This window comes from Pseudonocardia xinjiangensis (genome assembly GCF_050948425.1).
Classification (GTDB): domain Bacteria; phylum Actinomycetota; class Actinomycetes; order Mycobacteriales; family Pseudonocardiaceae; genus Pseudonocardia; species Pseudonocardia xinjiangensis.
This window is the reverse complement of record NZ_CP192009.1, coordinates 1,990,702-2,015,997: the sequence shown is the minus strand read 5'-3', so window position 1 is coordinate 2,015,997 and position 25,296 is coordinate 1,990,702. Positions and strand designations below refer to the sequence as shown.

The following is a 25,296-nucleotide window of genomic DNA, read 5'->3' as shown; positions in this document are numbered from 1 at the left end:
ACGCTAGTCGGCGGCCGGCTGAGATCGCCGTCACGCCCGGGCGCGCAGCGCGGTACGCAGCACGGCGAGCGCCTCCCACAGGGCGCCCCGGCGCACCACGGGCAGCACGGCGAGGGCCCCGCTCACCCCCGGCCACCACCGCACGGAGCCGTCGGGACGGACGGTGCCCAGCGCCGGAGCGGCACAGGCCCGCACGGAGGCGGGCAGCGCGGGATAGCGGGCGGCGAGCTGAGGGTCGCGGCAGGACCGGACCTTCACCGGCACCCGCAGCAGGTCGGGCAGCTCCCGCGCGATCCGGGAGCAGACAGGGCAGGAGACGTCGTACACGACGACCACCTCGGCGGTCTTCACCACTCGAGCATGGCAGCGACGAGCGTCCCACCGCAGGTCAGGGCCAGTAGCGGGCGGGCGATCCGCTCCGAGCGCGCCCACAGCTCGCTCCACGCGCCGTCGTCGCTCCAGGCGTTGGACAGGAGCGGCATCGCCAGCCGTCCGATCGCGAAGCCCGCGGCCGCCCCGAACGCGGCCGGGAACGGCACGACGAGCACGATCGCCACCAGCACGAGGTGCGGCAACGCCGATGGCGAGTAGGTGCGCACCCCGGTGCCCATCTCAAACCCGAACTGCAGCGCACCCCACTCCCGCATGTGCTGCACGTCCTCCGGCACCAGCCGGGCGTTCTCCGGCACCGGGAACCGCAGCAGCCCGAACTCCCGCAGCAGCACCGGCACCACGACCAGCCCGAAGAGCACCTCCCGCGCCACCGCGGGTACCAGCGCCTGCGGCAGCGCACCGAGCACGGCGGCCGCGAAGGCCACCAGCACGGCGCCGAGCAGCAGTCCGGTGCCGAAGTACCGGATCACGGGCTTGTCGCGCCAGACCGACGCGCTCAGCAGGAACGCCGAGTTGTGACTTCAAGTGCTGCCCGAGTTGGCGAACCCGGCAGCGGCGCCCGCCACGGTGACCAGCAGGAGCAGCGCGCCCCCCGCCGCGAGGTCCCGCACCGCGCTGCCCGCCACGAACGCGGCGAACGCCCCGACGAGCAGCAGCGTGAGCGCCGCCGTCACCGGGTGCAGCAGCCAGCGGGGACGCGCCCGCGGCGGGACCGTCACGACGGGCTCGACCCGGTTCCGACGAGCGCGGCGGCCGGCTCCCCCTCGGTGTCCGGGAGCTCGCACGCGGCGATCGTCAGCCCGCGGTAGCTGTCGCCGTCGTCGTAGTAGACCTCGGTGACCGCGTCGGAGCAGCGGTAGCCGCGCCAGCGCCACGCGTTCTTGCCGTCACAGGACGTGGTGAGCCGCGTCGACTCGTAGTAGTCGCCCTGGGACTCGTACTCGCCCTCGCGGTGGAACCCGCCCGAGCACGGGTACGAGCCACGGCGCCAGCCGCCGTAGCAGAGCGCCGCGCCGTCGTCCGGCCAGTTGTTGGACTCCTCGTCGTACGACGACGGCGTACAGGTGAGGTGCTCCGACCTGTCGTCGTCCTCGTCCTCGTCCTCGTCGTCCTGCGCCGCGGCCTCCCGACGGCTCAGGTACCAGTCCAGGGGCACGAGTGCCGCCGCGGCCGCGCCGATCACGAGCCCGCGCAGCACCGTGCGGCGACTGGGCCGGATGGCGCGGATGCGGGCCACCACGGCACTCGGGACCGCCTGCGCGGGCGGCGCCGACGTCATCGGGATCTCGTCCAGGTGGGTCATGCCCGGGTCACCTCTCGTCCTTCGGAGTGGCGCTCGGCGCCCGGCATCGGATCGGGACGCTGCGTCAGGTCCTGGACGAGGGCGCCCAGGTCGGTGTCGGAGTAGACGAAGCTGCGGTGCGTGACGACGCCGCCGGCGTCGACGGCCAGCAGGGTCGGCGAGTACCCCTCGAACAGGTCGGCCCTGGCGTCGGGGTCGGCCAGCAGCTCGGCCCGGCCCCCGGCGCGGACGGCGAAGTCCTCCGGCCGGTCGACCAGCGCGACGACGCGGACGTGCGGGTCCTCCTGGACGGCGCAGAGCGCGTCCCACACGGCGTGACAGAGCGCGCAGTGGGCGTCCAGCACGGCCACGACGGCCGCCCGCTGCCCCGGACCGGGCCGGACCGCAGCCGGCGCCCGGCGCCCGACCAGTGCGACGTACCCGGACAGCTCGGCCGGGCCTGCGGCCTCCAGTGCGCGCACCCTCGCGTACACCGCGACGAGCGCCACCAGCGTGAAGAGCGCGACGAGCAGCGCGAGCAGCGCCACCGCGAGTGCGACGGACACGGCTCAGCCCCTCCACCGGCCGCTGAGCGCGGCCAGCGCGGCGACGACCTGGTCCTCACCCATGGGCAGGGCCGGCTTGCCGGACTCGGGGCCGTGCAGGACCAGGTCCATCGCGACGCTCTCGCTCGCGAACAGGTAGCGCCACTCGTGCGGAGTGCCCGCGACGCGGGACGAGCCCCCGGGATCCAGCCTGCGTCCCGAGCGCCACAGCTCGCCGCCGGGCAGCGGCATGCCCGCCCACGGCGGCAGGGTCTGCAGCACCTCGGTGGAGCGGCGCACGACCAGCATCGACTGCGCGTTGCGCCCGATCAGCGCCACATCGCTCTGCTTGACGAGCAGGTCCGACGCGGGGGTGAGCGCCGCGCCGGACGACGAGTCGGCGAACCGGAACGTGGCCAGCAACCGTGAGACGCCTGCGGCGTCGGGCGCGGGGCCGCCGAACCAGGTGGTGGCCTCGTGGTGGGGCCCGGAGAGCACGAGCGCGGAGTCGCTGCGGTCGGGCGCCTCGAAGACCACGGCGTCGAAGCCGCGCATCGACTGCCGCCGCTCCCGCGCCCCGGGCAGCACGTGTCTGGGGATCACCCGGTGTTCCCCCGCGGGCGCGAGGAAGAACTGGCGGGCCGTCCGCGGGCCGGTGAACCGGGTGTTGCCGTACCACTGGTAGTCACCGAACGCTGCTGGCAGGGTCAGGTCGACGGGAGCGCCGGATGGCGCGATTCGGGAGACTCGGGTCTGTCCGGTGGACTGCGCGAGTCCCGCTGTCGGGGCAGCCGTCATGCGTTGGTTCCTCCACGTGCAGGCTGGAACGACCATGTGGCGTCCCGCTCGGATAACGAAAGTGGATCGGTCGCGTTACGCGATTGCCCGATCGCGGAGCGTGAGCATTCGAGTGAAGGTCTGCAGCGCACGGTGCTGTTCTACCCGGCCAAATGGAGGAACTGCGCGATGAACGATTCGCCCGATAGTTCGAATCTCCCGGCGGATTCGCCCAAATGCCCGGATTCTGGGCCCGCAACACCCGCGACACCCGCCCGGCCCGAGCCGGTGGAGGCCGAGATCGTGCCCGACCCCGGACCGGTGGCACCGCCTCCCGCACCCGACTACGACGACCACGGCGTCCCGAGCCTGGACTACGTCCGCGACAAGATCGAGACCCGCTACGCCACCTCACTCGGCGCGGCCGAGCTCGCCGAAGAGACGGCGGCGGCACGCAGCATCGAGGAGCAGGAGGCCGAGCGCGAGCGAGCGGGGAAGGCGAAGCTGGACGAGATCCGCCGCAGCATGGGCCGCTGAGGGCCCCCGAAGTTCAGGAAAGCCACTTTCCTGCCCGGAGAGGGCCTGAAAGTGGCTTTCCTGAACCTGGCGGGCAGGGCGCCCTTACGCGCCGGAGCGCTTGAAGATCTTGCTGCCCAGCCAGACCAGCGGGTCGTACTTGCGGTCGACCACGCGCTCCTTGAGCGGGATGAGCGCGTTGTCGGTGATCTTGATGTGCTCGGGGCACACCTCGGTGCAGCACTTGGTGATGTTGCAGTAGCCCAGGCCGTGCTCCTCCTGCGCCTCCTGCTTGCGGTCGGCGACGTCGAGGGGGTGCATGTCGAGCTCCGCGATCCGCATGAGGTAGCGCGGGCCGGCGAAGTTCTCCTTGTTCTCCTCGTGGTCACGCACCACGTGGCAGGTGTTCTGGCACAGGTAGCACTCGATGCACTTGCGGAACTCCTGGCTCCGCTCGACGTCGACCTGCTGCATCCGGTACTCGCCCGGCTCCAGGTCCGGCGGCGGCGCGAAGCTCGGCACCTCGCGGGCCTTCGTGTAGTTGAACGACACGTCCGTGACGAGGTCCCGGATCACCGGGAACGTCCGCAGCGGCGTGACCGTGATGGTCTCGGTCTCGGTGAACGTCGACATCCGGGTCATGCACGCCAGCCGCGGCTTGCCGTTGATCTCCATGCTGCAGGACCCGCACTTGCCGGCCTTGCAGTTCCAGCGGACCGCCAGGTCACCGGCCTCGGTCTGCTGGAGTCGGTGGATGATGTCGAGGACGACCTCGCCCTCGTTCACCTCCACCGGGTAGTCGACGAGCTCACCCTTCTCGGAGTCGCCGCGCCACACCCGGAAATGGGCGTCGTAACTCATGCGTTCTCCACCCCAGAGTCTGCAGCGGAGCCGGCGCGGTGTCCGCCCAGCTCCTCACCGGTGTAGTACTTCTTCAGCTCGTCCAGCTCGAACAGGTCCAGCAGCTCAGGCCGCATCGCCACCTGCTCCTTGCGCACCAGCTCGACGTTGTCCTCGCCCAGCGCCGACAGCACCAGCAGCACGTGCCGCCAGTCGGAGTCCATCGCCGGGTAGTCGTCGCGGGTGTGGCCGCCGCGGCTCTCCTGCCGCTCCAGCGCCGCCTTCGCCACGCACAGCGAGACGAGCAGCATGTTGCGCAGGTCCAGCGCCAGGTGCCAGCCGGGGTTGAACTCCCGGTGGCCCACGACGCTGACGGTCCGCGTGCGGGTGGCGATGTCCTCGAGCTTCTTGAGGGCCATCTCCATCTCGTCGGCCTTGCGGATGATGCCGACCAGGTCGTTCATCGTCTTCTGCAGCTCCAGCTGCACGACGAACGGGTTCTCCCCGCCCTCGGTGGCCGAGGAGAACGGCAGCAGCGCCCGCTGCTCGGCCGCGGCGACGTCGTCGATACGCACCGCGGGCCGCACACCCGCGAGCCCGTCGACGTACTCGGCGGCGCCCATGCCGGCTCGACGGCCGAACACGAGCAGGTCGGACAGCGAGTTGCCGCCGAGCCGGTTGGAGCCGTGCATCCCACCGGCGACCTCGCCCGCCGCGAACAGGCCCGGCACCGTGGACATCGTGGTGTCCGGCTCGACCTCGACCCCGCCCATCACGTAGTGGCAGGTGGGCCCGACCTCCATCGGCTCCTTCGTGATGTCGACGTCGGCCAGCTCCTTGAACTGGTGGTACATCGACGGCAGCCGCTTCTGGATCTCCTCGGGCGACAGCCGGGAGGCGATGTCGAGGAACACGCCCCCGTGGGGGCTGCCCCGCCCCGCCTTCACCTCGGAGTTGATGGCGCGCGCCACCTCGTCACGGGGCAGCAGCTCCGGGGGACGGCGGTTGTTGTCCGCGTCGGTGTACCAGCGGTCGCCCTCCTCCTCGGTGGTGGCGTACTGGTCCTTGAAGACGTCGGGGACGTAGTTGAACATGAACCGCTCGCCCTCGGAGTTCCGCAGGACGCCGCCGTCACCGCGCACCGACTCGGTGACGAGGATCCCCTTCACCGACGGCGGCCAGACCATGCCCGTCGGGTGGAACTGCAGGAACTCCATGTTGATCAGCGTGGCGCCCGCGCGCAGGGCCAGCGCGTGGCCGTCGCCGGTGTACTCCCAGGAGTTCGACGTGACCTGGTAGCTCTTGCCCACCCCGCCCGTCGCGAGCACGATCGCCGGCGCGTCGAACCGCACGAACTTCCCGGTGCTGCGGTAGTAGCCGAAGCAGCCCGCGATCTTCCCGTCGGCCTTGAACAGCTCCGTGATCGTGGTCTCGTGGAAGACCCGGATGTTGGCCTCGTAGTCACCGGTCTCGCGGTGGTCCTCCTGCTGCAGCGACACGACCTTCTGCTGCAGGGTGCGGATCATCTCCAGCCCGGTGCGGTCACCGACGTGCGCGAGGCGCGGATAGGTGTGGCCGCCGAAGTTGCGCTGGCTGATCTTGCCGTCCTTGGTGCGGTCGAAGAGCGCACCGTAGGTCTCCAGCTCCCAGACGCGGTCGGGCGCCTCCTTGGCGTGCAGCTCGGCCATCCGCCAGTTGTTGAGGAACTTCCCGCCGCGCATGGTGTCGCGGTAGTGGACCATCCAGTTGTCGTTGGGGTTGACGTTGCCCATCGACGCGGCACAGCCGCCCTCGGCCATCACCGTGTGCGCCTTGCCGAACAGCGACTTGGAGATGATGGCGGTGCGCTTGCCCTGCATCCTCGCCTCGATGGCGGCGCGCAGCCCGGCACCACCCGCGCCGATGACGATGACGTCGTACTCGTGGCGCTCGATGTTCTCGGTGGGACCGTTCGATGTCGTCGCTTGTTCTGAAGCAGTCACTGCATTCACCCCACGATCCGCAGGTCGGCGAACCACCCGGCCGAAACGGCCATGATGTAGAAGTCGGTGATGGCCAGCGTGGCCAGTGTGGTCCAGGCGAGCTGCATGTGCTTGCCGTTGAGCCGCGAGACCTGCACCCAGAGCTTGTAGCGCAGCGGATGCTTGGAGAAGTGGTTGAGCCGGCCACCGATGATGCTGCGGCAGGAATGGCACGACACCGTGTACGCCCACAGCATCACCACGTTGATCACCAGGATGATGTTGCCCAGGCCGAGCCCGAAGCTGCCGTCCTCCTTGATGAATGCCTCGATCGCGTCATAGGTGTTGATCAGCGAGATGATCGCCGCGATGTAGAAGAAGTAGCGGTGCAGGTTCTGGCCCAGCAACGGGAAGCGGGTCTCCCCCGTGTACTTCTTGTGCGGCTCGGCCACCGCGCACGCCGGCGGGGAGAGCCAGAACGCGCGGTAGTACGCCTTGCGGTAGTAGTAGCAGGTGAGCCGGAACAGCAGCAGGAACGGCAGCGTCAACGACGCGTACGGCAGCCACCACACGTCGGGCAGGAACCGTCCGAAGTGCGCCGCCTGCTCCACGCAGCCGTTGGACACACACGGCGAGTAGAAGGGCGTGAGGTAGTTGTACTGCGGGACGAAGTACCAGTCCTGCATGAAGGCCCGCACCGTGGCGTAGACGACCCACAGCGCGAGCCCTACGAAGTTGGCCAGGGGCGGTAACCACCACCGGTCGGTGCGGAGTGTCCGTGCCGCTATCTGCGCCCGGCCTGCGGACGCCTCTGTGGTGGATGACACGTCAGGAAGTCCTCATTCTTCTGCGGTGCCGACGCCGACCGCACAGAAGCCGCGGCGTCGGGACGTCTGGATCTGGCGGGAGCCTACGACGGCCCGACGTTCGCGGCTTGCGGGGCCTTCTCCGGGCATTCCCCACGTGACGCGATTCACTCACGGCGATTCTGGTGCGCGCACGGCGGAAACCACGTTCCTGCTTTTGCCCCGGCAGGAACGTGGTTTCGATGTCGGCGCGAGCTGCCTCGCGCGCAGAGGTCAGGCTGAGCGGCGGCCTCCTGTCGTCGCCTTCCGGTAGTCGCGGTTCAGCTGGGAGATCACGTCGAGCGGAATCTCCTTCGGGCACGCCACCGCGCACTCACCGGTGTTCGTGCAGCCTCCGAAGCCCTCGGTGTCGTGGGTCTCGACCATGCGGACCACGCGGTCGGAGCGCTCCGGCTGGCCCTGCGGGAGCTCACCGAGATGCGTGATCTTGGCGCCGAGGAACAGCGAGGCGCTGCCGTTCGGGCACGCCGCGACGCACGCGCCGCAACCGATGCACGCGGCGGCGGTGAACGCCCGGTCGGCGTTCGCCTTCGGGACGGGCGTGGCGTGCGCCTCGGGGGCGGAGCCCGTCGGGGCGGAGATGTAGCCGCCCGACGCGACGATCCGGTCCAGGGAGCCACGGTCCACGACCAGGTCGCGCACCACCGGGAACGCGGCGGCCCGGAACGGCTCGATCGTGATGGACTCGCCGTCCCGGAAGTGCCGCAGGTGCAGCTGGCAGGTGGTGGTCGCCTTCTGCGGGCCGTGCGGCTCGCCGTTGATCACCATGCTGCACGCGCCGCAGATGCCCTCGCGGCAGTCGTGGTCGAACGCCACCGGCTCCTCGCCGTCGAGGGCGAGCCGCTCGTTGAGCACGTCGAGCAATTCGAGGAACGACATGTCCTCGTCGGCGTCGTCGACGCGGTAGGCGACGAGGCGCCCCCTGTCCTCGGGGCCGGCCTGGCGCCAGATCTTGAGGTTGAGCTTCACTTGTAACTCCGCTGGCTCGGCATGACGTACTCGAAGTGCAGGTCCTCCTTGTGGAGGACCGGGGGCTCGCCCTGGCCCGTGAACTCCCAGGCCGCGGCGTAGGAGAAGTTCTTGTCGTCGCGGGCGGCCTCGCCGTCCTCGGTCTGGCTCTCCGCCCGGAAGTGGCCGCCGCAGGACTCCGTGCGGTGCAGCGCGTCGAGGCACATCAGCTCGGCGAGCTCGAGGAAGTCCGCGACGCGCCCGGCCCGCTCCAGCGACTGGTTGAGCTGCGCACCCGTGCCCGGGACCTTCACATTGCTCCAGAACTCGCGGCGCAGCTCAGGGATCCGGTCGAGCGCCTTGCGCAGGCCTTCGTCGGTGCGCTCCATCCCGCAGTGGTCCCACATCAGGTGCCCCAGCTCGCGGTGGAACGAGTCGACCGTGCGGGTCCCGTCGATCGACAGCAGCGTCTCCACCCGGTTCGCGACGTCCTGCTCGGCGGCACGCACCTCGTCGTTGGCCGGGTCGACCGGGCCCAGCCGCGCGCCCGCCAGGTAGTCGCCGATCGTGTTGGGCAGCACGAAGTAGCCGTCGGCCAGGCCCTGCATCAGCGCGGACGCGCCGAGCCGGTTGGCGCCGTGGTCGGAGAAGTTCGCCTCGCCGACCACGAACAGGCCGGGGATCGTGCTCTGCAGGTCGTAGTCCACCCACAGCCCGCCCATCGTGTAGTGCACGGCCGGGAAGATCCGCATCGGCACGGCGTAGGGGTCCTCGCCGGTGATGCGCTGGTACATCTCGAACAAGTTCCCGTACTTCGCCGCAACGGCGGAGCGGCCCAGCCGCGTGATCGCGTCGGCGAAGTCGAGGTAGACGCCCAGCCCGGTAGGCCCGACACCGCGACCCTCGTCGCAGACGTCCTTGGCCGCGCGCGAGGCGATGTCGCGGGGCACCAGGTTGCCGAACGCCGGGTACTTGCGTTCGAGGTAGTAGTCGCGGTCGTCCTCGGGGATGTCCCCGGGCGCGCGGTCGTCGCCCTTGCGCTTCGGCACCCACACGCGGCCGTCGTTGCGCAGCGACTCGCTCATCAGCGTGAGCTTCGACTGGTGGTCTCCGCTGACCGGGATGCACGTGGGGTGGATCTGGGTGTAGCACGGGTTGGCGAACAGCGCGCCCTTCCGGTGCGCCCGCCAGGTCGCGGTGACGTTGCAGCCCTTGGCGTTGGTGGAGAGGTAGAAGACGTTGCCGTAGCCACCGGAGGCGAGCACCACGGCGTCGGCGAGGTGGCTGCGGGTCTCCCCCGTGATGAGGTCCCGGGCGACGATCCCGCGGGCCCGGCCCTCGACCATGATCAGGTCGAGCATCTCGTGGCGCGGGTACATCGTGACCCCACCCGCATCGATCTGACGCTCCAGCGCCTGGTACGCACCCAGCAGCAGCTGCTGGCCCGTCTGGCCGCGGGCGTAGAAGGTGCGGGAGACCTGCGCGCCACCGAAGGAGCGGGTGTCGAGCAGGCCGCCGTACTCGCGGGCGAACGGCACGCCCTGCGCCACGCACTGGTCGATGATCTGGAGGCTGATCTCGGCCAGCCGGTGCACGTTGGACTCCCGGGACCGGAAGTCGCCGCCCTTGACGGTGTCGTAGAACAGCCGGTGCACGCTGTCGCCGTCGTTGCGGTAGTTCTTCGCGGCGTTGATGCCACCCTGCGCGGCGATGCTGTGGGCGCGGCGCGGGCTGTCCTGGTAGCAGAACGAGCTGACCTGGTAACCGAGCTCGGCCAGGCTCGCAGCGGCACTGCCGCCGGCCAGGCCGGTGCCGACCACGATGATCTTCATCTTCCGCTTGTTGGCGGGGTTCACCAGCTTGACGCCGAACCGCCTGCGCTCCCAGCGCTCCTCGATCGGACCGCCCGGCGCGGCGGTGTCGGCCACCGGGGCGCCGACGGTGTAGTCCGTGTAGCTGCTGGTCATGTCAACGCACCAATCCGGTCAGGACCGCGAACGGGACGGACAGGAAGCCGACGGTCAGCAGGACCGCGACCACGAGGGCGACTCCCTTGAGGGTGTTCTGGGCGGCGGCGCTGTTGTGGCCGAGCGTCTGCAGGCCGCTCCACAGGCCGTGGCGGACGTGGAAGCCGACCGCGATCACCGCGAGCGCGTAGAAGAGCGTGACGTACCACCGGCTCGGCGCGAAGTCGGCCACGAGGTTCGCGTGGACGTCGCCGGGGACGCCGTTGGGGTTCAGCGTGAGGGTGGTGAGGTCGAGCAGGTGGTAGATGATGAAGAGCAGGATGATCACCCCGCCCCAGCGCATCGTGCGGGCGGCGTAGCTCCCCTGCACGGGCTGCCGGTGCGCGTACTTGACCGGGCGGGCGCGGTGCGCGCGGCGCGTGAGGATCACCGCCGAGACGATGTGGGCCACGATCGCGACGGTGAGGACCACCCGCACCAGCCACAGCAGGGTCTCCGCCGGGAGAGCCGGCTCGCCGACGGTGCGCAGCCACGCGGCGTAGGTGTTGATCGCCTCGGCACCGAGGAAGATCTTCAGGTTGCCGATCATGTGGGCCACCAGGTAGAGCAGCGCGAGGGCGCCGGACACCGCCATCACGATCTTCAGCTGGACCGACGACGGCCGCGGCGTGTGCCGTGCACGGGTCGCCGGGCGCTGTCCCAGGGTCACCATGGGGTAAGGGTGGGTACGGGCGGCGGTAAACGTCCAATGCATCGAACTGCCACTGCCGATGCACGTACGCTATTAGCGTGACGCTTCAGCAGCTTGCGTACTTCGTCGCCGTGGCCGACGTGCGCAGCTTCACTCGGGCTGCCGAGTCCCTCGGCGTGGCGCAGCCCACGCTGTCGCGCCAGCTCAGGGCCCTCGAGGACGAGCTCGGTGCGCCGCTCGTCGACCGCGGGAGCCGGGACGGGCCCGTCCTCACCCCCGCAGGAGAGGCGGTGCTGCCACTCGCCCGGCGCATGCTGGCCGACTCGGAGAGCGCCCGCACCGCCGTGGCCGAGATCGTCGGGCTCCGCGGCGGCCGCGTCCGGGTGGGGGCCACCCCGTCACTGTGCATCGGCGTGCTGGCCGACGTGCTGCGCGTGTTCCACGAGAAGTACCCCGACGTCCGGCTGGAACTGGTGGAGAGCGGCTCGCAGCCGCTGGTGCGCTCGCTCGTGCGGGGCGAGCTCGACGTGGCGCTGGTGATCGTCCCGCCGCCGGGCATCGACCCGGCGCTGCACACCATGCCGGTGCTGCGGGAGCGGCTGTCGGTGGCCTCCCCGACCTCGGACCGCGCGCCGTCGTCGCGGGGCTCGATGACGGTGCTGGAGCTGTCCCGGCGTTCACTCGTGGTCCCCCGGCAGGGCTACGACCTGCGCGAGGCCACCCTGAAGGCGTACGCCGACGCCGGGGTGACGCCCCGGTTCGCGGTGGAGGGCGGGGAGATGGACGCGGTGCTGCGGCTGGTGGAGGCCGGCACCGGTGTGGCGGTGGTGCCGGACCTGGTGTTCGCGGGCAGGCCGCGCCTGCGCCGCACCGTGCTCACCCCTCCGCTGTACCGGACCGTCGCGCTCGCCCGACGCGCCGATCTCACCCCCACCCACGCCGTGCGCGCGTTCCGCGACACCCTGCTGTCCTTCCTCGCCGTGCTGTCGGCGGGCGACGGGTTCCCCGGGGACGTGCAGGTGCTGCGCCGCCCGGACTCCTCGGCGCCGCGCGGTGCCGAACCGGTGGAGTGACGGAGGGATCAGTCCGGTCGCCGCTGCGCGGATTAGCCTGCGAAACATGGCCGATGCCGAAATCCACTTCTACTTCGATCCGGTGTGCCCGTTCGCCTGGATCACCAGCAAGTGGGTGCGGACCGTGCAGGTGCAGCGGGACTACCGGGTGGACTGGCGGTTCATCTCGCTGCGACTGCTCAACTCCCACCTCGACTACGACACCCACTTCGCGCCGGGCTACGACGGGGTGCACACGGCGGGCCTGCGGCTGCTGCGGGTGGCGGCGCGCACGCGGGCCGAGCAGGGGCGCGACGCCGTCGGCCGGCTCTACGAAGCGCTGGGCACGCAGATCTTCGACGCCAAGGCCGGGGACGCCCCCGAGGGTGAGGCGCGCGGCACCAGGGACTTCGTCGAACCGGTGCTCACCGGGCTCGGCCTGCCGGCAACGCTGGCCGACGCCCTCGACGACTCCTCCCTGGACCCCGAGATCCAGGCCGAGACCGACGAGGCGCTGTCGCTGACCGGCAAGGACGTCGGCACCCCGATCCTGCACTTCCAGCCCCCGGCCGGGGTCGCGTTCTTCGGCCCGGTGATCAGCAGGGTCCCGGACGAGCAGCAGGCCGCCGAGCTGTGGGACCACGTCATCGCCCTGGCCCGTTTCCCCGGGTTCGCGGAGCTGAAGCGCAGCCTGCGCGAGCAGCCGCAGCTGCGCGCGCTCGGCCACGAGGACTAGCGAACCAGATCGAGCACGCGCCCGGCCAGATCCACGGCGTGCTCGACGCTCGTGGCCAGGTCGCGGTAGGTGAGGTCGACGAAGGCGTGGTCCACCGCGGCTTCGTCACGAGCCCGGAGCACGACCTCGGCGATGCCGTGCACCGAGTCACCCGCCATCGTGTTGACCCGGAGAATGACGCCGAGCTCGTGCGGGTCGCGGCCCGCCCGTGCGGCCGCGGCCCGGATGCGGCTCATCGGGCCGGTGACGATCGTCGGCTCGAATGGGCCGGGAGTCACCGCCGGAAGGAAACCGTCGGCGCGACGTCCCACCCGGGTCATGCCGGCAGGCGTGAACGCGGCCAGGTAGACGGGTGGGCCGGGACGCTGCACCGGCTTGACGTCGACGTAGCCGGCGGCGGTGGACCAGAACCTCCCGTGGTGCTCGACGGGGTTGGTGCCCCAGTACGCCGCGAGTGCATCGAGGCACTCGTCGAACCGGGAACCGCGCTCCCCCATCGGCACGCCGACGGACCGGAACTCCTCGGGAGACCACCCGACGCCGAGGCCGGCGATCACGCGGCCACCGCTGAGCTGATCGATGGTGGCGAGGGAACGGGCGAGTAGTGGCGGGGCGTACCAGGGCGCGACGAGCACGCTGCTCCCCAGGAGCGGCCGGGTGGTGACCACAGCAGCGACGGTCAGCGCCGCGAACGGGTCCAGCCCCGCCCGGAACTCCGCCGGAAACGCCGTGGTGCCCGGATAGTTGACCTCCGGCTCGAGCGGGGCCAGCAGCCGGTCCCCCACCCAGAGGCTGTCCGCCCCCATCTCCTCGGCCCGGCGGGCGAACTCCGCAACGCCCTCCGGATGGTGCGCATGGCTGCCGAACTGCGGCAGGTTGAAGCCGATCCGCATCTCGTGGGCTCCTCGTCCGTGCATGGTCACGACGTCGTCCCCGGTGCACCGCACCCTGGCCCGTCAGCAGTCCCCCGTCAGCCGGCCGAGAGTTCCCTGCGCCTGCTCGCGCAAGGCCGCCCGCACCGGCGCGGGCACGTCCCGCAGAACGATGTCCGCCTCCTCCGGGGTGCCGACCTGCTCCAAGAAACCGACCAGCAGGTGCGTTCCCACCTCGGGCGTCGCCGCGCGGACCTGCCGGACGAAGCCTTCCCACGCCTCTTCGGAGACGTGATCGCGCAGGGCCGGGAGCAGGACGGGCTCCTCGTGCTCCAGATGCGTGTGGACCAGTTCGCGCAGTGCGACCGCCGAGTCGAGGAGCGCGGTCCGGTCGGTGTCGTCGACCGGCGCCTCGGCGAGCGCGTCGAGTGCGGCGTCCAACTGGTCGTGCTCAGCGCTGAGGGCGGCGAACGACTCTGCGGTCCCAGGAGCCCGGTCCTCGATCATCGGCCACAGGATGTGGTCTTCGCACTCGTGGTGGGTTTCCAGCTGCACGACGAGGAAGTCGCGCAGCTCGGCCAGGGCAGCCGCGGAGGCCGCTGGGCGAGCAGCGGCTTCTGCCAGCACAGTGCTCACCCTCCGATGGAGGTCGTGCACGAGGCGAGTCTCGACGACCGCCGTCGCCCGGGTGTCTCTCACCAGCGCCACAGTATTGATAGTAGGCATATATTGTCAATTAATCTCTCTATGTCAGAAGTAACATGCGGGGATGCGCTCCTACAACTCACCTCGACGTCGGGACGCCGCGCTCGCCACCCGCGAGGCGATCCTCGAGAGCAGCCGCAGGCTGTTCCTCGCCGAGGGCTACGCGCAGGTGACCGTGGCGGACATCGCCACGGCCGCGCGAGTGGCGGTCCCGACCGTCTACGGCAGTACCGGCGGCAAGGCGGCGATCTTGAAGGCCCTGCTGACGCCGGCGGTCGAGGACCCCGCGGTCGAGCAGACCCTCACCGGCATCGCGAGCACCGACGACCCGCGCAGGGTCATCGCGATCACCGCGGCGGGCACCCGGCAGGCGCAGGAGCGACACTGGGATCTTGTCTGGGGCCTGCTCTACCGCAGCCTCGGGGAACCGTCCGCCGCGCCCGTCCTGGACGAGGCCAAGGCGGCCTACCTCGGTGTCATGTCGGCAGTGGCCGACCGGCTCACGGCCCTGGACGCACTGAAGCCGGCGCTGGACCACGCCGCCGCTGTCGACCTGCTCTGGTTCTACCTGGGCCGCTCGGCCTGGTACACCCTCGTGGGCGAGCAAGGATGGGACTTCGACCGCGCCGAGGCCTGGCTGGCCGGCGCGGCCCAGCAGGCCCTGCTGCAGACGGCGCGTCCGGAGGCATGACACCGATCGCTCGCGCGCTCGCTGTGGTCCTTGCAGGGCCCAGGGCTGCTGCGAGGACCACAGCCGGCGCGCAGCCCATCTGGTCAGTCGTCGGGAAGTTCCGCGTCGTCGAGCTCCGCGCCGTGCTGGGCCAGCGCCTCCCGCACCACGCGGTAGGCCACGCCGGCGCCGTAGCCCTTGCGGGCGAGCATCCCGACCAGCCGGCGCCCGGCGACCGCCTGTTGCTCGGGGGTGGTGACCGTGAGCGAGCGGAGCTTGCGGTCGACCAGCTGGCGCGCCCGCCGCTCCTCGGACTCGCCGTCGACCTCGGCCAGCGCCTCGCCCGCCACCTCGTCGTCGACGCCCTTGCGGCGCAGCTCGACCGCGATCGCCCGGCGGGCGAGGCCGCGGTACGCGTGGCGGGAGCGGACCCACTGTCCGGCGAAGGCGGCGTCGTCGATCAGGCCGACCTCGTCGAACCGCTCGAGCACCGTGGCGGCCGCATCGTCGGGGATGCCCTTGCGCCGCAGTGCCTGCGCCAGCTCCTGCCGGGTGCGCGCGCGGTCGGTGAGCAGCCGGAGGCAGATCTCCCGCGCCATGACGACCGGATCGCCGTCGCGCTCCGGACCGGCGCCGGACCTGCGCTCCGCCCGGCCCCGGCCCCTCCGGCCACCGGTCTCCGGCGCGGGAGGGTCGGCGTCCGGAATGGTGTCGGCGCCGCCATCCCGCGCGGGGTCATCCCGTGCAGCGCCACCCCGGCTGTCAGCACGCCGGCCCGGGCCGCTCCGGTCAGGGGCGCTCCGGTCAGGGACACTGCGCTCCTCGCGCCGCGGGCGACGTTCACCCCGGCCCGGTGACGGTGCCCGGCGCCCGGTCGAGCGGCCCCGGGTGTCGGTGCCGAGCTCGGCCACCGGCACATCGCGGGCGCTCGCCAGCTGTCCGGCGTCGAACAGGGCCACGGGCGCCACGTCCGGCTCCGTGGCGCCACCGGCTCCCCCGTCGTCGCCGGGCGCGAACGATGCGACCGGCGCCGCCTCGGAGGCGAGCGCATCCAGGCCGGTGAGGTCGGCCGCCGGACGGACCAGGCCGGCGGGGCCGGTGGCGTCCAGCCGGGCCACCGGAGCCGCCGCCCCGTCGTCGCTGCTGCCGGCTCCATCGCCGCTGCCGGTTCCGTCGTCACCGGTGGCCCCGGCGAAACTGCCGACCTCGTCGAACCGGGCGACGCGGACGGTGTCCTGCTCCGGGGTGGTGCTCTCCCGGCCCGGCGTCATGCTCAGAAGTCGACCGGTGCCGGCAGCGGAGTCTCGGCGTCGAGCTGGGCCCCGATACCGAGCTTCTCCTTGATCTTCTTCTCGACCTCGGCGGCGACGTCGGGGTTCTCACGCATGAACTTGCGGGCGTTCTCCTTGCCCTGGCCGAGCTGGTCGCCCTCGTAGGTGTACCAGGCACCGGACTTGCGGACGATGCCCTGCTCGACGCCCACGTCGACCAGCGAACCCTCACGGCTGATGCCGACGCCGTAGAGGATGTCGAACTCCGCCTGCTTGAACGGCGGCGCCACCTTGTTCTTCACGACCTTGACCCGGGTGCGGTTGCCGACCATGTCGGAGCCGTCCTTGAGGGTCTCGATCCGGCGGATGTCGAGCCGCACCGAGGCGTAGAACTTGAGCGCCTTGCCACCCGTGGTGGTCTCCGGCGAGCCGAACATGACGCCGATCTTCTCGCGCAGCTGGTTGATGAAGATCATCGTGGTGCCGGAGTTGCTCAGCGCACCGGTGATCTTGCGCAGCGCCTGGCTCATGAGCCGGGCCTGCAGGCCGACGTGGCTGTCGCCCATCTCGCCCTCGATCTCGGCGCGCGGCACGAGCGCGGCCACCGAGTCGACGACGATGATGTCGAGCGCGCCGGAGCGGATCAGCATGTCGGCGATCTCGAGCGCCTGCTCACCGGTGTCGGGCTGGGAGACGAGCAGGGCGTCGGTGTCGACGCCGAGAGCCTTGGCGTACTCGGGGTCGAGCGCGTGCTCCGCGTCGATGAACGCGGCGATACCGCCCGCCGCCTGCGCGTTGGCCACCGCGTGCAGGGCGACGGTGGTCTTACCGCTGGACTCGGGGCCGTAGATCTCCACGACGCGGCCGCGGGGAAGGCCGCCCACCCCGAGAGCGACGTCGAGGGCGATGGACCCGGTGGGGATCACCCCGATGGGCGGCCGGGTGTCGTCGCCGAGACGCATCACCGAGCCCTTGCCGTGGTTCTTCTCGATCTGGGCGAGCGCGAGTTCGAGTGCCTTCTCGCGGTCGGGTGCGGGGGTCATCGCCGGTCTCCACCTCAGGTACTCGGGACTGTCTGTCGGTCTGGCGTCGACAGTAGGAGGCGCCACTGACAATCTGCGGGAGCGGTGGCGATCTGTGGACAGCCGCACCGCGGTGTGGACAGGAGCATAGCGAACACCTGTTCGATCCCCTAGCCGACACGCCCGACGGCTAGGATCGCCCGCCCCCTGCCGCACGGTGGCCGGTTCGGTGCGCTCAGCGGCGCACCGGCGGCACGTCGTAGGCGTCGCAGACCGCCTTCCACACGTCGCGCGGGTCTATCCCGGCCTCGAGGGCCTGCTCCACGGTGCGGCCACCGAGCTCGGCGAACACGTGGTCGTGGGACACCGAGGCGGCCCGGGCGGTGCCGAACTCGCCCTCCATCAGTTCCCGGAAGTACGTCAGTCGCACCCCGACCACGGTAGCTGGGACGCTGGCCGGGTGACCGACCCGCTGCCGTCGCTCTGGGCCGCCGCCGGTGGCGCGCCCGGCGAGCTCGACCGGCTCTCCCTCACCGGACCGGCGGCCACCCTGGCGTCGACGTTCCCCGTCACCCGCGCCGGCGCCGCCGCGGTCGGCGCCGGCCTGCTCGCCGGCACGCTGGGCACCGGCGCGCGGGTCGGGCTCGACACCCGCGGGCTCGCCGTGGCACTGCGCAGCGAGAGGTACGTACGCCTCGACGGACAGCCGCTGGGCAGCCCGTTCGACACGCTCTCGGCGTTCCACCGCACCGCCGACGGGTGGCTGCGGCTGCACGCCAACTACCCGTGGCACCGGGCGGCGGCCCTGCACGTGCTGGGCTGCACGGCGGAGGAGGTCCCGGCGGCGATCGCGGAGCGGCCCGGCCTGGAGCTGGAGGACGCGCTGTACGAGGCCGGCGGCATCGGCGCGGTCGTGCGCACCGAGGACGCCTTCCGGGCCGTCGCGGGCCCACCGCCCGCGCTCCTCGAGCACCGGGTGCTCGGCGTCGCTCCCGCCCGCCCCGTGCGCAGGCCGAGGGTGCTCGACCTGACCCGCGTCATCGCCGGCCCGGTCGCCACCCGCACGCTGGCCGTCCACGGCGCCGACGTGCTGCGGCTCGACGCGCCGGACCGGCCGGAGATCCCGCTGCAGGCCGCCGACACGCTGCCCGGCAAGCGCAGCGCGCTGCTCGACCTCCGGGCCGGGCCGGCGGAACTGGAGCGGCTGCTGGCCGGCGCCGACGTCGTGGTCACCGGGTACCGCCCCGGGGCCCTCGACCGCTTCGGGCTCGCCCCCGAGGAGCTCGCGCAGCGACATCCCGGGCTGGTGACGGTCACGCTGTCGGCGTGGGGCCACAGCGGTCCGTGGGCGCACCGGCGCGGGTTCGACAGCATCGTGCAGGCGGCGTGCGGGATCGCACTGGCCGAGGGCGACGGTGACCGGCCGGGGGCCCTCCCGGCCCAGGTGCTCGACCACGCCACCGGCTACCTGGCCGCCACGGCGGCCCTGCTCGCGCTCACCCGCCAGCACACCGAGGGCGGGAGCCACCACGTCCGGCTGTCGCTGGTGGGCACCGCGGCCTGGTTGCAGGGGCTGCCCCGGGAGGAGGCCGCCCCGGCGCAGGACGGCGACCCGGCCCCCTACCTGCAGGAGCTCGACACCCCCGGCGGCGTCCTCACGCTCGCCCGTCCGCCCGGAACGCTCGACGGGCGCCCGCTGGCGTGGCCCCCGCCCGCACCGTCCTTCGGCACGGCGACGCCCGAATGGCTCAGCCGGTAGCGTCCTGTCCGTGATGTCCGTTCTCGCGCAGGACCCCACCGGGCTGTCGTCGCCGGTCGGGCAGCTGGTCGTGCTGGCCGGGCTGCTGGCGTCGCTCGTCGTGCTGGTGCGCTGGTGGTGGCTGAACCGCAGGCGCTGACCGGCACTCGGACCGCCTTCAGGAACCTGGCGTCGACCACGAGGTCAGCTGTTCCCGGCCACGTACTCGTCGGGGTCCTTGTCCTCGCCCGAGAGCCCGCGCGCACCGGGGTGCTCGTCCTCGAACCGCTCGAACCTGGCCCCCAGCTCCTGGCGCAGCTCCACCGACGCGGCGCGCAGGAAGTCGGGGATGTCGTCGCGCTCCTCCTCGGCGAGGTGCTCGTCGTTGGCCTCGCGGGCGTCCTGGATGCCGGCCCACCACTCGTCGCTGCCGACCTCCGCGGCCGCCGCGCGCCGGATGCCGTCGCGGATCTCGTCGTGGTCCTTGATCGCGTCCTTCGTCTCGTCCTCGCTGTCCTCGACGTGCTGCAGGAGCGCGGGATAGAAGTGCTCCTCCTCCGCGGAGGCGTGGACCTCGAGGTGGGCCGACAGCCCCTTCCACAGCTCGGCGGCGGCCTCCGGGGCGTCCCGGAGCTTCTCCAGCTCCGCGAACCGGTTCCGGAAGGTCTCGTGGTCGTCCAGGATCAGGCGGATGACGTCGGGCATCAGGGGCGCTCCTCGTCGTGTGTGCGTGGTGGTGGCGGCGGTCCGGGAACGTGGCTTCGCCGGAAACGCATTTTCCTGGCCCCAGCGGGAGCGGGCAGCATGAGGGCGTGACCGTGATCGCCGTGCCGTTCCACCTCGACGAGCACCTGCCTGCGCTGGAGCTGCCGCTCGCCCCGCAGCGCAGCATCGCGCCCCCGGAGCTCGGGCCCGGCTCGCCGTGGGAGCGGATGGCCGTGCTCTACGACGAGGTCGCGGACGCCGTCGCCGCCGACGTCACCGCGGGCCGGGTGCCGCTGGTCCTCTCCGGGGACTGCACCACCTCGCTCGGCGTGGTCGCCGGTCTGCAGCGGGCCGGGCTGGATCCGGCGCTCGTCTGGTTCGACGGCCACGGCGACGTCCAGACCCCGGAGACGTCGGCCTCGGGCTACCTCGGCGGCATGCCGGTGCGTCAGCTGGTCGGCGGAGCGGACCGGACGGTCGCGGAACGGATCGGCCTGCGCGTCGTGCCCGAGCCGGACGTGCTGCTCGTCGACGCGCGGGACCTCGACCCGCCGGAGGAGGCATACCTCGCCACGTCGGCGATCCGGCGCGTGCCGGTGGCGGACGTCGGCACCGGGCTGCCGCCCCACCGACCGGTCTACCTGCACCTCGACGTCGACGTGGTCGATGCGCGCGACCTGCCCGGGCTGTTGTTCCCCGTGCCGGACGGTCCCCGGCTGCCCGCCGTCGCCGCGGCCGTGCGCCACGTGCTGGCCTCCTGCGAGGTGGTCGCCATCGGGCTCGCCTGCACGTGGCGGCCGGGCAGCGGTGCCGACCGCGCGGTGGCCGAGCTCGTGCGGGAGCTCACCGCGGGGACCTGACCGCCGGGGACGGCCGGGGCGGAACGCCGCGGACTGTCGGTGGTCGGGCGCATGATGGTCGGCGTGAGCGCACTCGACGGCTTCTCCGCCGCCACCCGTGACTGGTTCGGCGGTGCCTTCGCCGTGCCCACGGCGGCGCAGGAGGGCGCGTGGCGCGCGGCGCAGGCGGGGAAGCACGCCCTGGTCGTGGCCCCCACCGGCTCGGGCAAGACGCTCGCCGCGTTCCTGTGGGCGCTCGACCGGCTGGCCACCGGGCCGCCGCCGGAGGAGCCCCGCCACCGCTGCCGGGTCCTCTACGTCTCCCCACTCAAGGCACTCGCCGTCGACGTGCAGCGCAACCTGCGCTCGCCGCTCGCCGGCATCCGGCAGGCGGCGCAGCGCCTCGGGCTCCCGGTCCCGGACATCACCGTCGGCATGCGCACCGGCGACACCCCGGCCGACGAGCGCCGCCAGTTCGCCCGCACTCCGCCCGACGTACTGGTCACCACCCCGGAGTCGCTGTTCCTGATCCTCACCTCGGCCGCGCGGGAGTCGCTGCGGGGGGTGCAGACGGTCATCCTCGACGAGGTGCACGCCGTGGCGGGCACCAAGCGCGGCGCCCACCTCGCGCTGTCCCTGGAGCGGCTCGACGAGCTGCTGGAGAAGCCGGCCCAGCGCATCGGGCTCTCGGCCACCGTGCGCCCCCTCGACGAGGTGTCCACGTTCCTCGCAGGCGCGCGCCCGGTCGAGGTCGTGCAGCCGCCGATCCCGAAGACGATCGAGGTCTCCGTCGAGGTGCCGGTGCCCGATCTGGCGGCCCTCGACGAGCGTCCGGCGCCGGGCAGCTCCGACGAGGAGGTCATCGGGTCGGCAGCGGGCACCGCCGAGCGGCCGTCGATCTGGCCCGCGGTGGAGCGGCGGCTGCTGGAGCTGGTCCGGGCCCACCGTTCCACCATCGTGTTCTCCAACTCCCGGCGGCTGGCCGAGCGGCTCACGGCGCGGCTCAACGAGCTGGCCGCCGAGGAGCTGGAGGGCGGCGAGGTCCAGGATCTCGACGCCTTCCCTGCGGAGGCGATCGGGCAGTCGGGCATCGGGGGCGGTGCCGCGGCCACGGTGGCGAAGGCCCACCACGGGTCGATGTCGCGCGAGCAGCGCACACTCGTGGAGGAGGAGCTGAAGGCCGGGGTGCTGCCCTGCGTCGTGGCCACGTCCAGCCTGGAGCTGGGCATCGACATGGGCGCTGTCGACCTCGTCGTGCAGGTGGAGGCGCCCCCGAGCGTCGCCTCCGGCCTGCAGCGGGTCGGCCGGGCCGGCCACCAGGTGGGTGCGATCTCACGGGGCGTGGTCTTCCCGAAGTACCGGGGCGACCTGGTGTCCTGCGCGGTCGTCGCCGAACGCATGACGTCGGGCGCCATCGAGTCGATGCGCTACCCGCGCAACCCGCTCGACGTGCTCGCGCAGCAGATCGTCGCGATGGTGGCGCTGGAGCCCTGGCAGCTCGACCACCTCGCGCGGGTCGTGCGGAGAGCCGCGCCGTTCGCCGCGCTGCCCGAGTCGGCGCTGCACTCGGTGCTCGACATGCTCGCCGGGCGCTACCCGTCCGAGGAGTTCGGCGAGCTGCGGGCCCGGATCACCTGGGACCGGGTCACCGACCAGCTGCAGGGCAGGCCCGGTGCGCAACGGCTGGCCGTCACCTCGGGGGGCACGATCCCCGACCGCGGCCTCTTCACCGTCACCACGCCGGGCGGGGCCGACGGCAGGGGCTCGCGGGTCGGCGAGCTCGACGAGGAGATGGTCTACGAGTCCCGCGTCGGCGACACGTTCCTGCTCGGCACGTCGAGCTGGCGGGTGGAGGACATCACCCACGACCGCGTGATCGTCACCCCGGCACCGGGGCAGCCCGCGCGGATGCCGTTCTGGAAGGGCGAGTCGATCGGCAGGCCGCTGGAGCTGGGCCGGGCGGTCGGGAAGTTCGTGCGGGAGATGTCGGCGCTGCCCGACGACGCCGCCCGGGAGCGGGCCACCGCGGCGGGGCTCGACGTGTGGGCCACCGACAACCTGCTGTCCTACCTGCACGAGCAGCGCGACACCACGCGCCACGTGCCGAGCGACCGCACCATCCTCATCGAGCGGTTCCGCGACGAGCTGGGCGACTGGCGGATGGTCGTGCACTCCCCGTTCGGGGCGCAGGTCAACGGGCCGTGGGGGCTCGCGATCGCCGCGCGCATGCGGGAGCGGCGCGGGGTCGAGGTGCACGCCGCCAGCGCCGACGACGGCATCGTGCTGCGGCTGCCCGCTGTGGGTGATCATTATGGCGTCGACGACTCCGGCGCCGAGGTCGTGCCCACCGCCGAGGACGTGCTGCTCGACCCGGGCGAGGTGGAGCAGATCGTGGTCGCCGAGCTCGGCGGATCGTCGGTCTACGCGTCGCGGTTCCGCGAGTGCGCGGCCCGCTCGCTGCTGCTCCCCCGCCGCGACCCCAAGCGCCGCAGCCCCCTGTGGCAACAGCGCCAGAAGTCGGCGCAGCTGCTGGCCGTGGCGGGGCGCTACGAGCAGTTCCCGATCACGCTCGAGGCGATGCGCGAGTGCGTGCAGGACGTCTACGACCTGCCGGGCCTGCGTGAGCTGATGGCCGACGTGCAGGCCCGCAAGGTGCACGTCGTCGAGGTGGCCACGGCTTCGCCGTCGCCGTTCGCGCGCAGCCTGCTGTTCGGCTACGTCGGGATGTTCCTGTACGAGTCCGACGCCCCGCTGGCCGAGCGCCGGGCCGCGGCGCTGGCGCTCGACTCCACGCTGCTGGCCGAGCTGCTGGGCTCCGAGGCCATCCGCGAGCTGCTCGATCCCGAGGTGCTGGCCGAGGTCGAGGCGTCGCTGCAGCGGCTCGCCGAGGAGCGCCGCGCCCGCGACGCCGAAGGCGCGTCCGACCTCCTGCGGTTCCTCGGCGACCTCACCACCGCGGAGGCAGCCGCTCGCGGGGTGCGCGAGGAGTGGCTCACCGGGCTGGAGGCGGCCCGGCGGGTCATCCGCGTGCGGATCGCCGGGGAGGAGCGCTGGCTGCCGGTCGAGGACGCCGGCCGGGTACGCGACGCGCTGGGCGCCGCGCTGCCCGTCGGCGTGCCGGAGACGTTCACCGAGCCCGTGGCCGACCCCCTGGGTGATCTGGTGCTGCGCTACGCCCGTACCCACGGGCCGTTCGCGGCCGCGGAGTGTGCCGCCCGGTTCGGGCTGGGCGTCGCGGTGGTGGCGGGCGTGCTCGACCGGCTGGTCGGCTCCGGCCGGCTCGTGCGCGGCGAGCTGCGGCCCACGTCGGTGGGCCCGCAGAGCAGCGTCGAGTACTGCGACGCCGAGGTGCTCCGACGCCTGCGCCGGGCGTCGCTGGCCCGGCTGCGGGCCGAGGTGGAGCCGGTCGAGCAGCGGGCGCTGGGGCGGTTCCTGCCGGCCTGGCAGGGCGTGCAGGCCGGTGCCGGGGGCGAGCGGCGCGGCCGGATGCGGCGCGCGCCCGGCGCCGAGGACGTGCTCGGGGTGGTCGAGCAGCTCGCCGGGGCTCCCCTGCCCGCCAGCGCGCTGGAGTCCCTCGTCCTGCCCGCTCGGCTACCCGGCTACACGCCGGCGCTGCTCGACGAGCTCACCGCGTCGGGTGAGGTCACCTGGACCGGCTGCGGCCCGCTCGCCGGCACCGACGGCTGGCTCGCCGTCGCGCCCACCGACGTCGCCGACCTGCTGCTCCCCGAGGCCGAACCCGATGTCGCCGAGACGCCTCTGCACCGGGCGGTGCTCGCGGCGCTCGGGTGGGCCGATCCCGCGGCACCGGCGGCCGGCGGCACGGCCGGTGCCCCGGGCTTCTCCGGAGGTGCGCTCTTCTTCCGGGAGCTGGCCGACCGGGCCGGGCGCACCCTCGTGGAGGGTGGAGAGGCCGTGCCGGCCGACGACGCCGTGGTCACCGCGATCTGGGATCTCGTGTGGGCCGGGCTCCTGAGCAACGACACCCTCGCCCCGCTGCGGGCGCGGCTGGGTGGGCGCGGGGCGGGTGGCCGCGGGGGCCCGGCGCACCGGAGCAGGCGGTCCGCCCCGCGCGGCCGATACGCCCAGCTGCGCGCGGGCCGCCCGGCGATGCCCAGCCGGAGCGGGCCGCCGTCGGTGGGCGGCCGGTGGGCCCTCGCCGCCGAGCGCGAGCCCGATCCCACCCGGCGGGCCCATGCCCGTGCCGAGGCGTTCCTCGAACGCCACGGCGTGCTCACCCGCGGCGCGCTGGCCACCGAGCGGGTGAGCGGCGGGTTCGCGGCGGTGTACCGGGTGCTGCGGGCCATGGAGGACTCCGGCCGCGCCCGGCGCGGCTACGTCGTGGAAGGGCTCGGGGCGGCGCAGTTCGCCGTGCCGGGCGCGATCGACCGGCTGCGTTCCCTCTCCCGGCCCGACGGCAGCCCCGCCGGCCCCGATCCCGACCACGGCTACGACGGAGCGGTGAGGGGCGAGGGCGACGGGCTGTCCCGCGTGGTGCTCGCCGCCGCCGACCCGGCGCAGCCCTACGGGGCGGCGCTCGCCTGGCCCGCCACCGTCGGCGACACGAAGCACCGGCCGGGCCGGAAGGCCGGGGCGCTCGTCGTCCTGGTCGAGGGCGCGCCCGCGCTGTACGTCGAGCGGGGCGGGCGGTCGTTGCTGTCGTTCACGGTCGATCGGGACGAGCTGGCAGCCGCCGCCCAGGCGCTGGCCGGGGCGGTGCACGAGGGCTGGCTCGGCTCGCTGGCCGTCGAGCGTGCCGACGGCGTCGGTTCGCTCGACTCCGCACTGGCCGAGGTGCTCACCGAAGCCGGCTTCCGGGTCACCCCGAAGGGGCTGCGCCTGCGAGCGTGATTTCGGGATCCCACCTCGGCCAGCCGACCCCGCCCCTTCGTGCCGGATG

The 25,296-nt window shown here is 72.6% G+C and carries 26 protein-coding genes; 8 read left to right on the top strand and 18 right to left on the bottom strand.

Annotated features, from left to right (window positions below; all coding sequences use genetic code 11):
- Nucleotides 1–30: 30 nt before the first annotated feature.
- From ACQPZA_RS09535 to ACQPZA_RS09510, 6 genes are read right to left on the bottom strand one after another with little or no spacing between them, the layout of a single operon-like run.
- Entirely contained in the window at nucleotides 31–351 is a 321-nt protein-coding gene (locus ACQPZA_RS09535) for a hypothetical protein (RefSeq protein WP_246266805.1), read from the bottom strand.
- The gene (locus ACQPZA_RS09530; protein WP_433279854.1) at nucleotides 348–863 is read right to left on the bottom strand and encodes a hypothetical protein; all 516 of its coding nucleotides are present in this window, start codon (nucleotides 861–863) and stop codon (nucleotides 348–350) included. The genes ACQPZA_RS09535 and ACQPZA_RS09530 overlap by 4 nt, the downstream gene beginning before the upstream one ends.
- 51 nt (nucleotides 864–914) lie before the next feature.
- Nucleotides 915–1,112, bottom strand: coding sequence for a hypothetical protein (locus ACQPZA_RS09525; RefSeq protein WP_433279853.1), 198 nt, complete (start codon nucleotides 1,110–1,112; stop codon nucleotides 915–917).
- Nucleotides 1,109–1,696 carry a hypothetical protein gene (locus ACQPZA_RS09520; protein WP_169397578.1) on the bottom strand — a complete coding sequence of 196 codons (588 nt, stop codon included), beginning with the start codon at nucleotides 1,694–1,696 and terminating at the stop codon, nucleotides 1,109–1,111. Before ACQPZA_RS09520 ends, ACQPZA_RS09525 begins: the two co-directional genes overlap by 4 nt.
- Nucleotides 1,693–2,241 (bottom strand): hypothetical protein, encoded by a 549-nt coding sequence (locus ACQPZA_RS09515; RefSeq protein ID WP_433279852.1) that lies wholly within the window; start codon nucleotides 2,239–2,241, stop codon nucleotides 1,693–1,695. The genes ACQPZA_RS09520 and ACQPZA_RS09515 overlap by 4 nt, the downstream gene beginning before the upstream one ends.
- 3 nt (nucleotides 2,242–2,244) lie before the next feature.
- On the bottom strand, nucleotides 2,245–3,018 hold the full coding sequence (locus ACQPZA_RS09510) for a hypothetical protein (protein ID WP_433279851.1): 774 nt from the start codon (nucleotides 3,016–3,018) through the stop codon (nucleotides 2,245–2,247).
- A 282-nt stretch (nucleotides 3,019–3,300) separates the two neighbouring features.
- On the opposite strand from ACQPZA_RS09510, the gene ACQPZA_RS09505 reads away from it, so the two are divergent.
- Complete coding sequence (locus tag ACQPZA_RS09505) at nucleotides 3,301–3,534, top strand: hypothetical protein (protein ID WP_433279850.1); 234 nt, start codon at nucleotides 3,301–3,303, stop codon at nucleotides 3,532–3,534.
- Between the two features lie 84 nt (nucleotides 3,535–3,618).
- Here ACQPZA_RS09505 and ACQPZA_RS09500 read toward each other — a convergent pair whose 3' ends face one another.
- The 6 genes from ACQPZA_RS09500 to ACQPZA_RS09475 all read right to left on the bottom strand — a co-directional run bounded on the left by ACQPZA_RS09500 (nucleotide 3,619) and on the right by ACQPZA_RS09475 (nucleotide 10,807).
- Nucleotides 3,619–4,374 carry a succinate dehydrogenase/fumarate reductase iron-sulfur subunit gene (locus tag ACQPZA_RS09500; RefSeq protein ID WP_169397582.1) on the bottom strand — a complete coding sequence of 252 codons (756 nt, stop codon included), beginning with the start codon at nucleotides 4,372–4,374 and terminating at the stop codon, nucleotides 3,619–3,621.
- Complete coding sequence (locus ACQPZA_RS09495) at nucleotides 4,371–6,335, bottom strand: fumarate reductase/succinate dehydrogenase flavoprotein subunit (RefSeq protein ID WP_433279849.1); 1,965 nt, start codon at nucleotides 6,333–6,335, stop codon at nucleotides 4,371–4,373. Before ACQPZA_RS09495 ends, ACQPZA_RS09500 begins: the two co-directional genes overlap by 4 nt.
- A 5-nt stretch (nucleotides 6,336–6,340) precedes the next feature.
- Nucleotides 6,341–7,141 carry a hypothetical protein gene (locus ACQPZA_RS09490; protein WP_169397583.1) on the bottom strand — a complete coding sequence of 267 codons (801 nt, stop codon included), beginning with the start codon at nucleotides 7,139–7,141 and terminating at the stop codon, nucleotides 6,341–6,343.
- Between the two features lie 252 nt (nucleotides 7,142–7,393).
- Nucleotides 7,394–8,149 (bottom strand): succinate dehydrogenase/fumarate reductase iron-sulfur subunit, encoded by a 756-nt coding sequence (locus tag ACQPZA_RS09485; protein ID WP_169397584.1) that lies wholly within the window; start codon nucleotides 8,147–8,149, stop codon nucleotides 7,394–7,396.
- Nucleotides 8,146–10,095 (bottom strand): fumarate reductase/succinate dehydrogenase flavoprotein subunit, encoded by a 1,950-nt coding sequence (locus tag ACQPZA_RS09480; RefSeq protein ID WP_433279848.1) that lies wholly within the window; start codon nucleotides 10,093–10,095, stop codon nucleotides 8,146–8,148. The genes ACQPZA_RS09485 and ACQPZA_RS09480 overlap by 4 nt, the downstream gene beginning before the upstream one ends.
- A gap of 1 nt (nucleotide 10,096) precedes the next feature.
- Nucleotides 10,097–10,807: a succinate dehydrogenase cytochrome b subunit gene (locus ACQPZA_RS09475; RefSeq protein ID WP_169397586.1), complete on the bottom strand. Its 711-nt coding sequence runs from the start codon at nucleotides 10,805–10,807 to the stop codon at nucleotides 10,097–10,099.
- A gap of 77 nt (nucleotides 10,808–10,884) precedes the next feature.
- Here ACQPZA_RS09475 and ACQPZA_RS09470 point away from each other — a divergent pair, with 77 nt between their 5' ends.
- A complete protein-coding gene (locus ACQPZA_RS09470; RefSeq protein WP_169397587.1) occupies nucleotides 10,885–11,859 on the top strand; it encodes a LysR family transcriptional regulator in 975 nt (324 codons plus the stop codon).
- 46 nt (nucleotides 11,860–11,905) lie between these two features.
- Entirely contained in the window at nucleotides 11,906–12,574 is a 669-nt protein-coding gene (locus ACQPZA_RS09465) for a mycothiol-dependent nitroreductase Rv2466c family protein (RefSeq protein ID WP_433279847.1), read from the top strand.
- Here the strand turns inward: ACQPZA_RS09465 and ACQPZA_RS09460 are convergent.
- Complete coding sequence (locus ACQPZA_RS09460) at nucleotides 12,571–13,491, bottom strand: TIGR03619 family F420-dependent LLM class oxidoreductase (RefSeq protein ID WP_433282740.1); 921 nt, start codon at nucleotides 13,489–13,491, stop codon at nucleotides 12,571–12,573. The two genes, ACQPZA_RS09465 and ACQPZA_RS09460, sit on opposite strands and share 4 nt — an antisense overlap.
- A gap of 39 nt (nucleotides 13,492–13,530) precedes the next feature.
- On the bottom strand, nucleotides 13,531–14,145 hold the full coding sequence (locus tag ACQPZA_RS09455) for a hemerythrin domain-containing protein (protein ID WP_433279846.1): 615 nt from the start codon (nucleotides 14,143–14,145) through the stop codon (nucleotides 13,531–13,533).
- 70 nt (nucleotides 14,146–14,215) lie between these two features.
- Between ACQPZA_RS09455 and ACQPZA_RS09450 the strand changes: the two genes are divergently transcribed.
- Nucleotides 14,216–14,842 (top strand): TetR/AcrR family transcriptional regulator, encoded by a 627-nt coding sequence (locus ACQPZA_RS09450; RefSeq protein WP_433279845.1) that lies wholly within the window; start codon nucleotides 14,216–14,218, stop codon nucleotides 14,840–14,842.
- Nucleotides 14,843–14,925: 83 nt separating this feature from the next.
- On the opposite strand, the gene ACQPZA_RS09445 is transcribed toward ACQPZA_RS09450, so the two are convergent.
- The 3 genes from ACQPZA_RS09445 to ACQPZA_RS09435 form a co-directional block, all read right to left on the bottom strand.
- Nucleotides 14,926–16,092, bottom strand: coding sequence for a regulatory protein RecX (locus ACQPZA_RS09445; protein WP_433279844.1), 1,167 nt, complete (start codon nucleotides 16,090–16,092; stop codon nucleotides 14,926–14,928).
- Nucleotides 16,093–16,094: 2 nt separating this feature from the next.
- Nucleotides 16,095–17,135 (bottom strand): recombinase RecA, encoded by a 1,041-nt coding sequence (gene recA / locus ACQPZA_RS09440; RefSeq protein ID WP_169397591.1) that lies wholly within the window; start codon nucleotides 17,133–17,135, stop codon nucleotides 16,095–16,097.
- Nucleotides 17,136–17,349: 214 nt separating this feature from the next.
- Nucleotides 17,350–17,544 (bottom strand): DUF3046 domain-containing protein, encoded by a 195-nt coding sequence (locus ACQPZA_RS09435; protein WP_169397592.1) that lies wholly within the window; start codon nucleotides 17,542–17,544, stop codon nucleotides 17,350–17,352.
- A gap of 30 nt (nucleotides 17,545–17,574) precedes the next feature.
- Between ACQPZA_RS09435 and ACQPZA_RS09430 the strand changes: the two genes are divergently transcribed.
- Together ACQPZA_RS09430 and ACQPZA_RS09425 are read left to right on the top strand one after the other, a co-directional pair.
- Nucleotides 17,575–18,873 carry a CoA transferase gene (locus tag ACQPZA_RS09430; protein WP_433279843.1) on the top strand — a complete coding sequence of 433 codons (1,299 nt, stop codon included), beginning with the start codon at nucleotides 17,575–17,577 and terminating at the stop codon, nucleotides 18,871–18,873.
- Nucleotides 18,874–18,883: 10 nt separating this feature from the next.
- Nucleotides 18,884–19,012, top strand: coding sequence for a hypothetical protein (locus tag ACQPZA_RS09425; RefSeq protein WP_281359816.1), 129 nt, complete (start codon nucleotides 18,884–18,886; stop codon nucleotides 19,010–19,012).
- A 44-nt stretch (nucleotides 19,013–19,056) separates the two neighbouring features.
- Here the strand turns inward: ACQPZA_RS09425 and ACQPZA_RS09420 are convergent, their stop codons facing one another.
- Nucleotides 19,057–19,557 carry a hemerythrin domain-containing protein gene (locus ACQPZA_RS09420; RefSeq protein WP_433279842.1) on the bottom strand — a complete coding sequence of 167 codons (501 nt, stop codon included), beginning with the start codon at nucleotides 19,555–19,557 and terminating at the stop codon, nucleotides 19,057–19,059.
- A 107-nt stretch (nucleotides 19,558–19,664) separates the two neighbouring features.
- On the opposite strand from ACQPZA_RS09420, the gene ACQPZA_RS09415 reads away from it, so the two are divergent.
- Together ACQPZA_RS09415 and ACQPZA_RS09410 are read left to right on the top strand one after the other, a co-directional pair.
- A complete protein-coding gene (locus ACQPZA_RS09415; RefSeq protein WP_433279841.1) occupies nucleotides 19,665–20,417 on the top strand; it encodes an arginase family protein in 753 nt (250 codons plus the stop codon).
- 51 nt (nucleotides 20,418–20,468) lie between these two features.
- Nucleotides 20,469–25,247: an ATP-dependent helicase gene (locus ACQPZA_RS09410; protein WP_433279840.1), complete on the top strand. Its 4,779-nt coding sequence runs from the start codon at nucleotides 20,469–20,471 to the stop codon at nucleotides 25,245–25,247.
- The last annotated feature ends 49 nt before the right edge of the window (nucleotides 25,248–25,296 follow it).

Coding starts and splice junctions, on each gene's coding strand:
- ACQPZA_RS09520 (WP_169397578.1), bottom strand. CDS start 1,696: ATGACCCACCTGGACGAGATCCCGATGACGTCGGCGCCGCCCGCGCAG.
- ACQPZA_RS09510 (WP_433279851.1), bottom strand. CDS start 3,018: ATGACGGCTGCCCCGACAGCGGGACTCGCGCAGTCCACCGGACAGACC.
- ACQPZA_RS09500 (WP_169397582.1), bottom strand. CDS start 4,374: ATGAGTTACGACGCCCATTTCCGGGTGTGGCGCGGCGACTCCGAGAAG.
- ACQPZA_RS09480 (WP_433279848.1), bottom strand. CDS start 10,095: ATGACCAGCAGCTACACGGACTACACCGTCGGCGCCCCGGTGGCCGAC.
- ACQPZA_RS09475 (WP_169397586.1), bottom strand. CDS start 10,807: ATGGTGACCCTGGGACAGCGCCCGGCGACCCGTGCACGGCACACGCCG.
- ACQPZA_RS09465 (WP_433279847.1), top strand. CDS start 11,906: ATGGCCGATGCCGAAATCCACTTCTACTTCGATCCGGTGTGCCCGTTC.
- ACQPZA_RS09460 (WP_433282740.1), bottom strand. CDS start 13,491: ATGCACGGACGAGGAGCCCACGAGATGCGGATCGGCTTCAACCTGCCG.
- ACQPZA_RS09450 (WP_433279845.1), top strand. CDS start 14,216: ATGCGCTCCTACAACTCACCTCGACGTCGGGACGCCGCGCTCGCCACC.
- ACQPZA_RS09445 (WP_433279844.1), bottom strand. CDS start 16,092: ATGACGCCGGGCCGGGAGAGCACCACCCCGGAGCAGGACACCGTCCGC.
- recA (WP_169397591.1), bottom strand. CDS start 17,135: ATGACCCCCGCACCCGACCGCGAGAAGGCACTCGAACTCGCGCTCGCC.
- ACQPZA_RS09420 (WP_433279842.1), bottom strand. CDS start 19,557: ATGCCCGACGTCATCCGCCTGATCCTGGACGACCACGAGACCTTCCGG.
- ACQPZA_RS09410 (WP_433279840.1), top strand. CDS start 20,469: ATGATGGTCGGCGTGAGCGCACTCGACGGCTTCTCCGCCGCCACCCGT.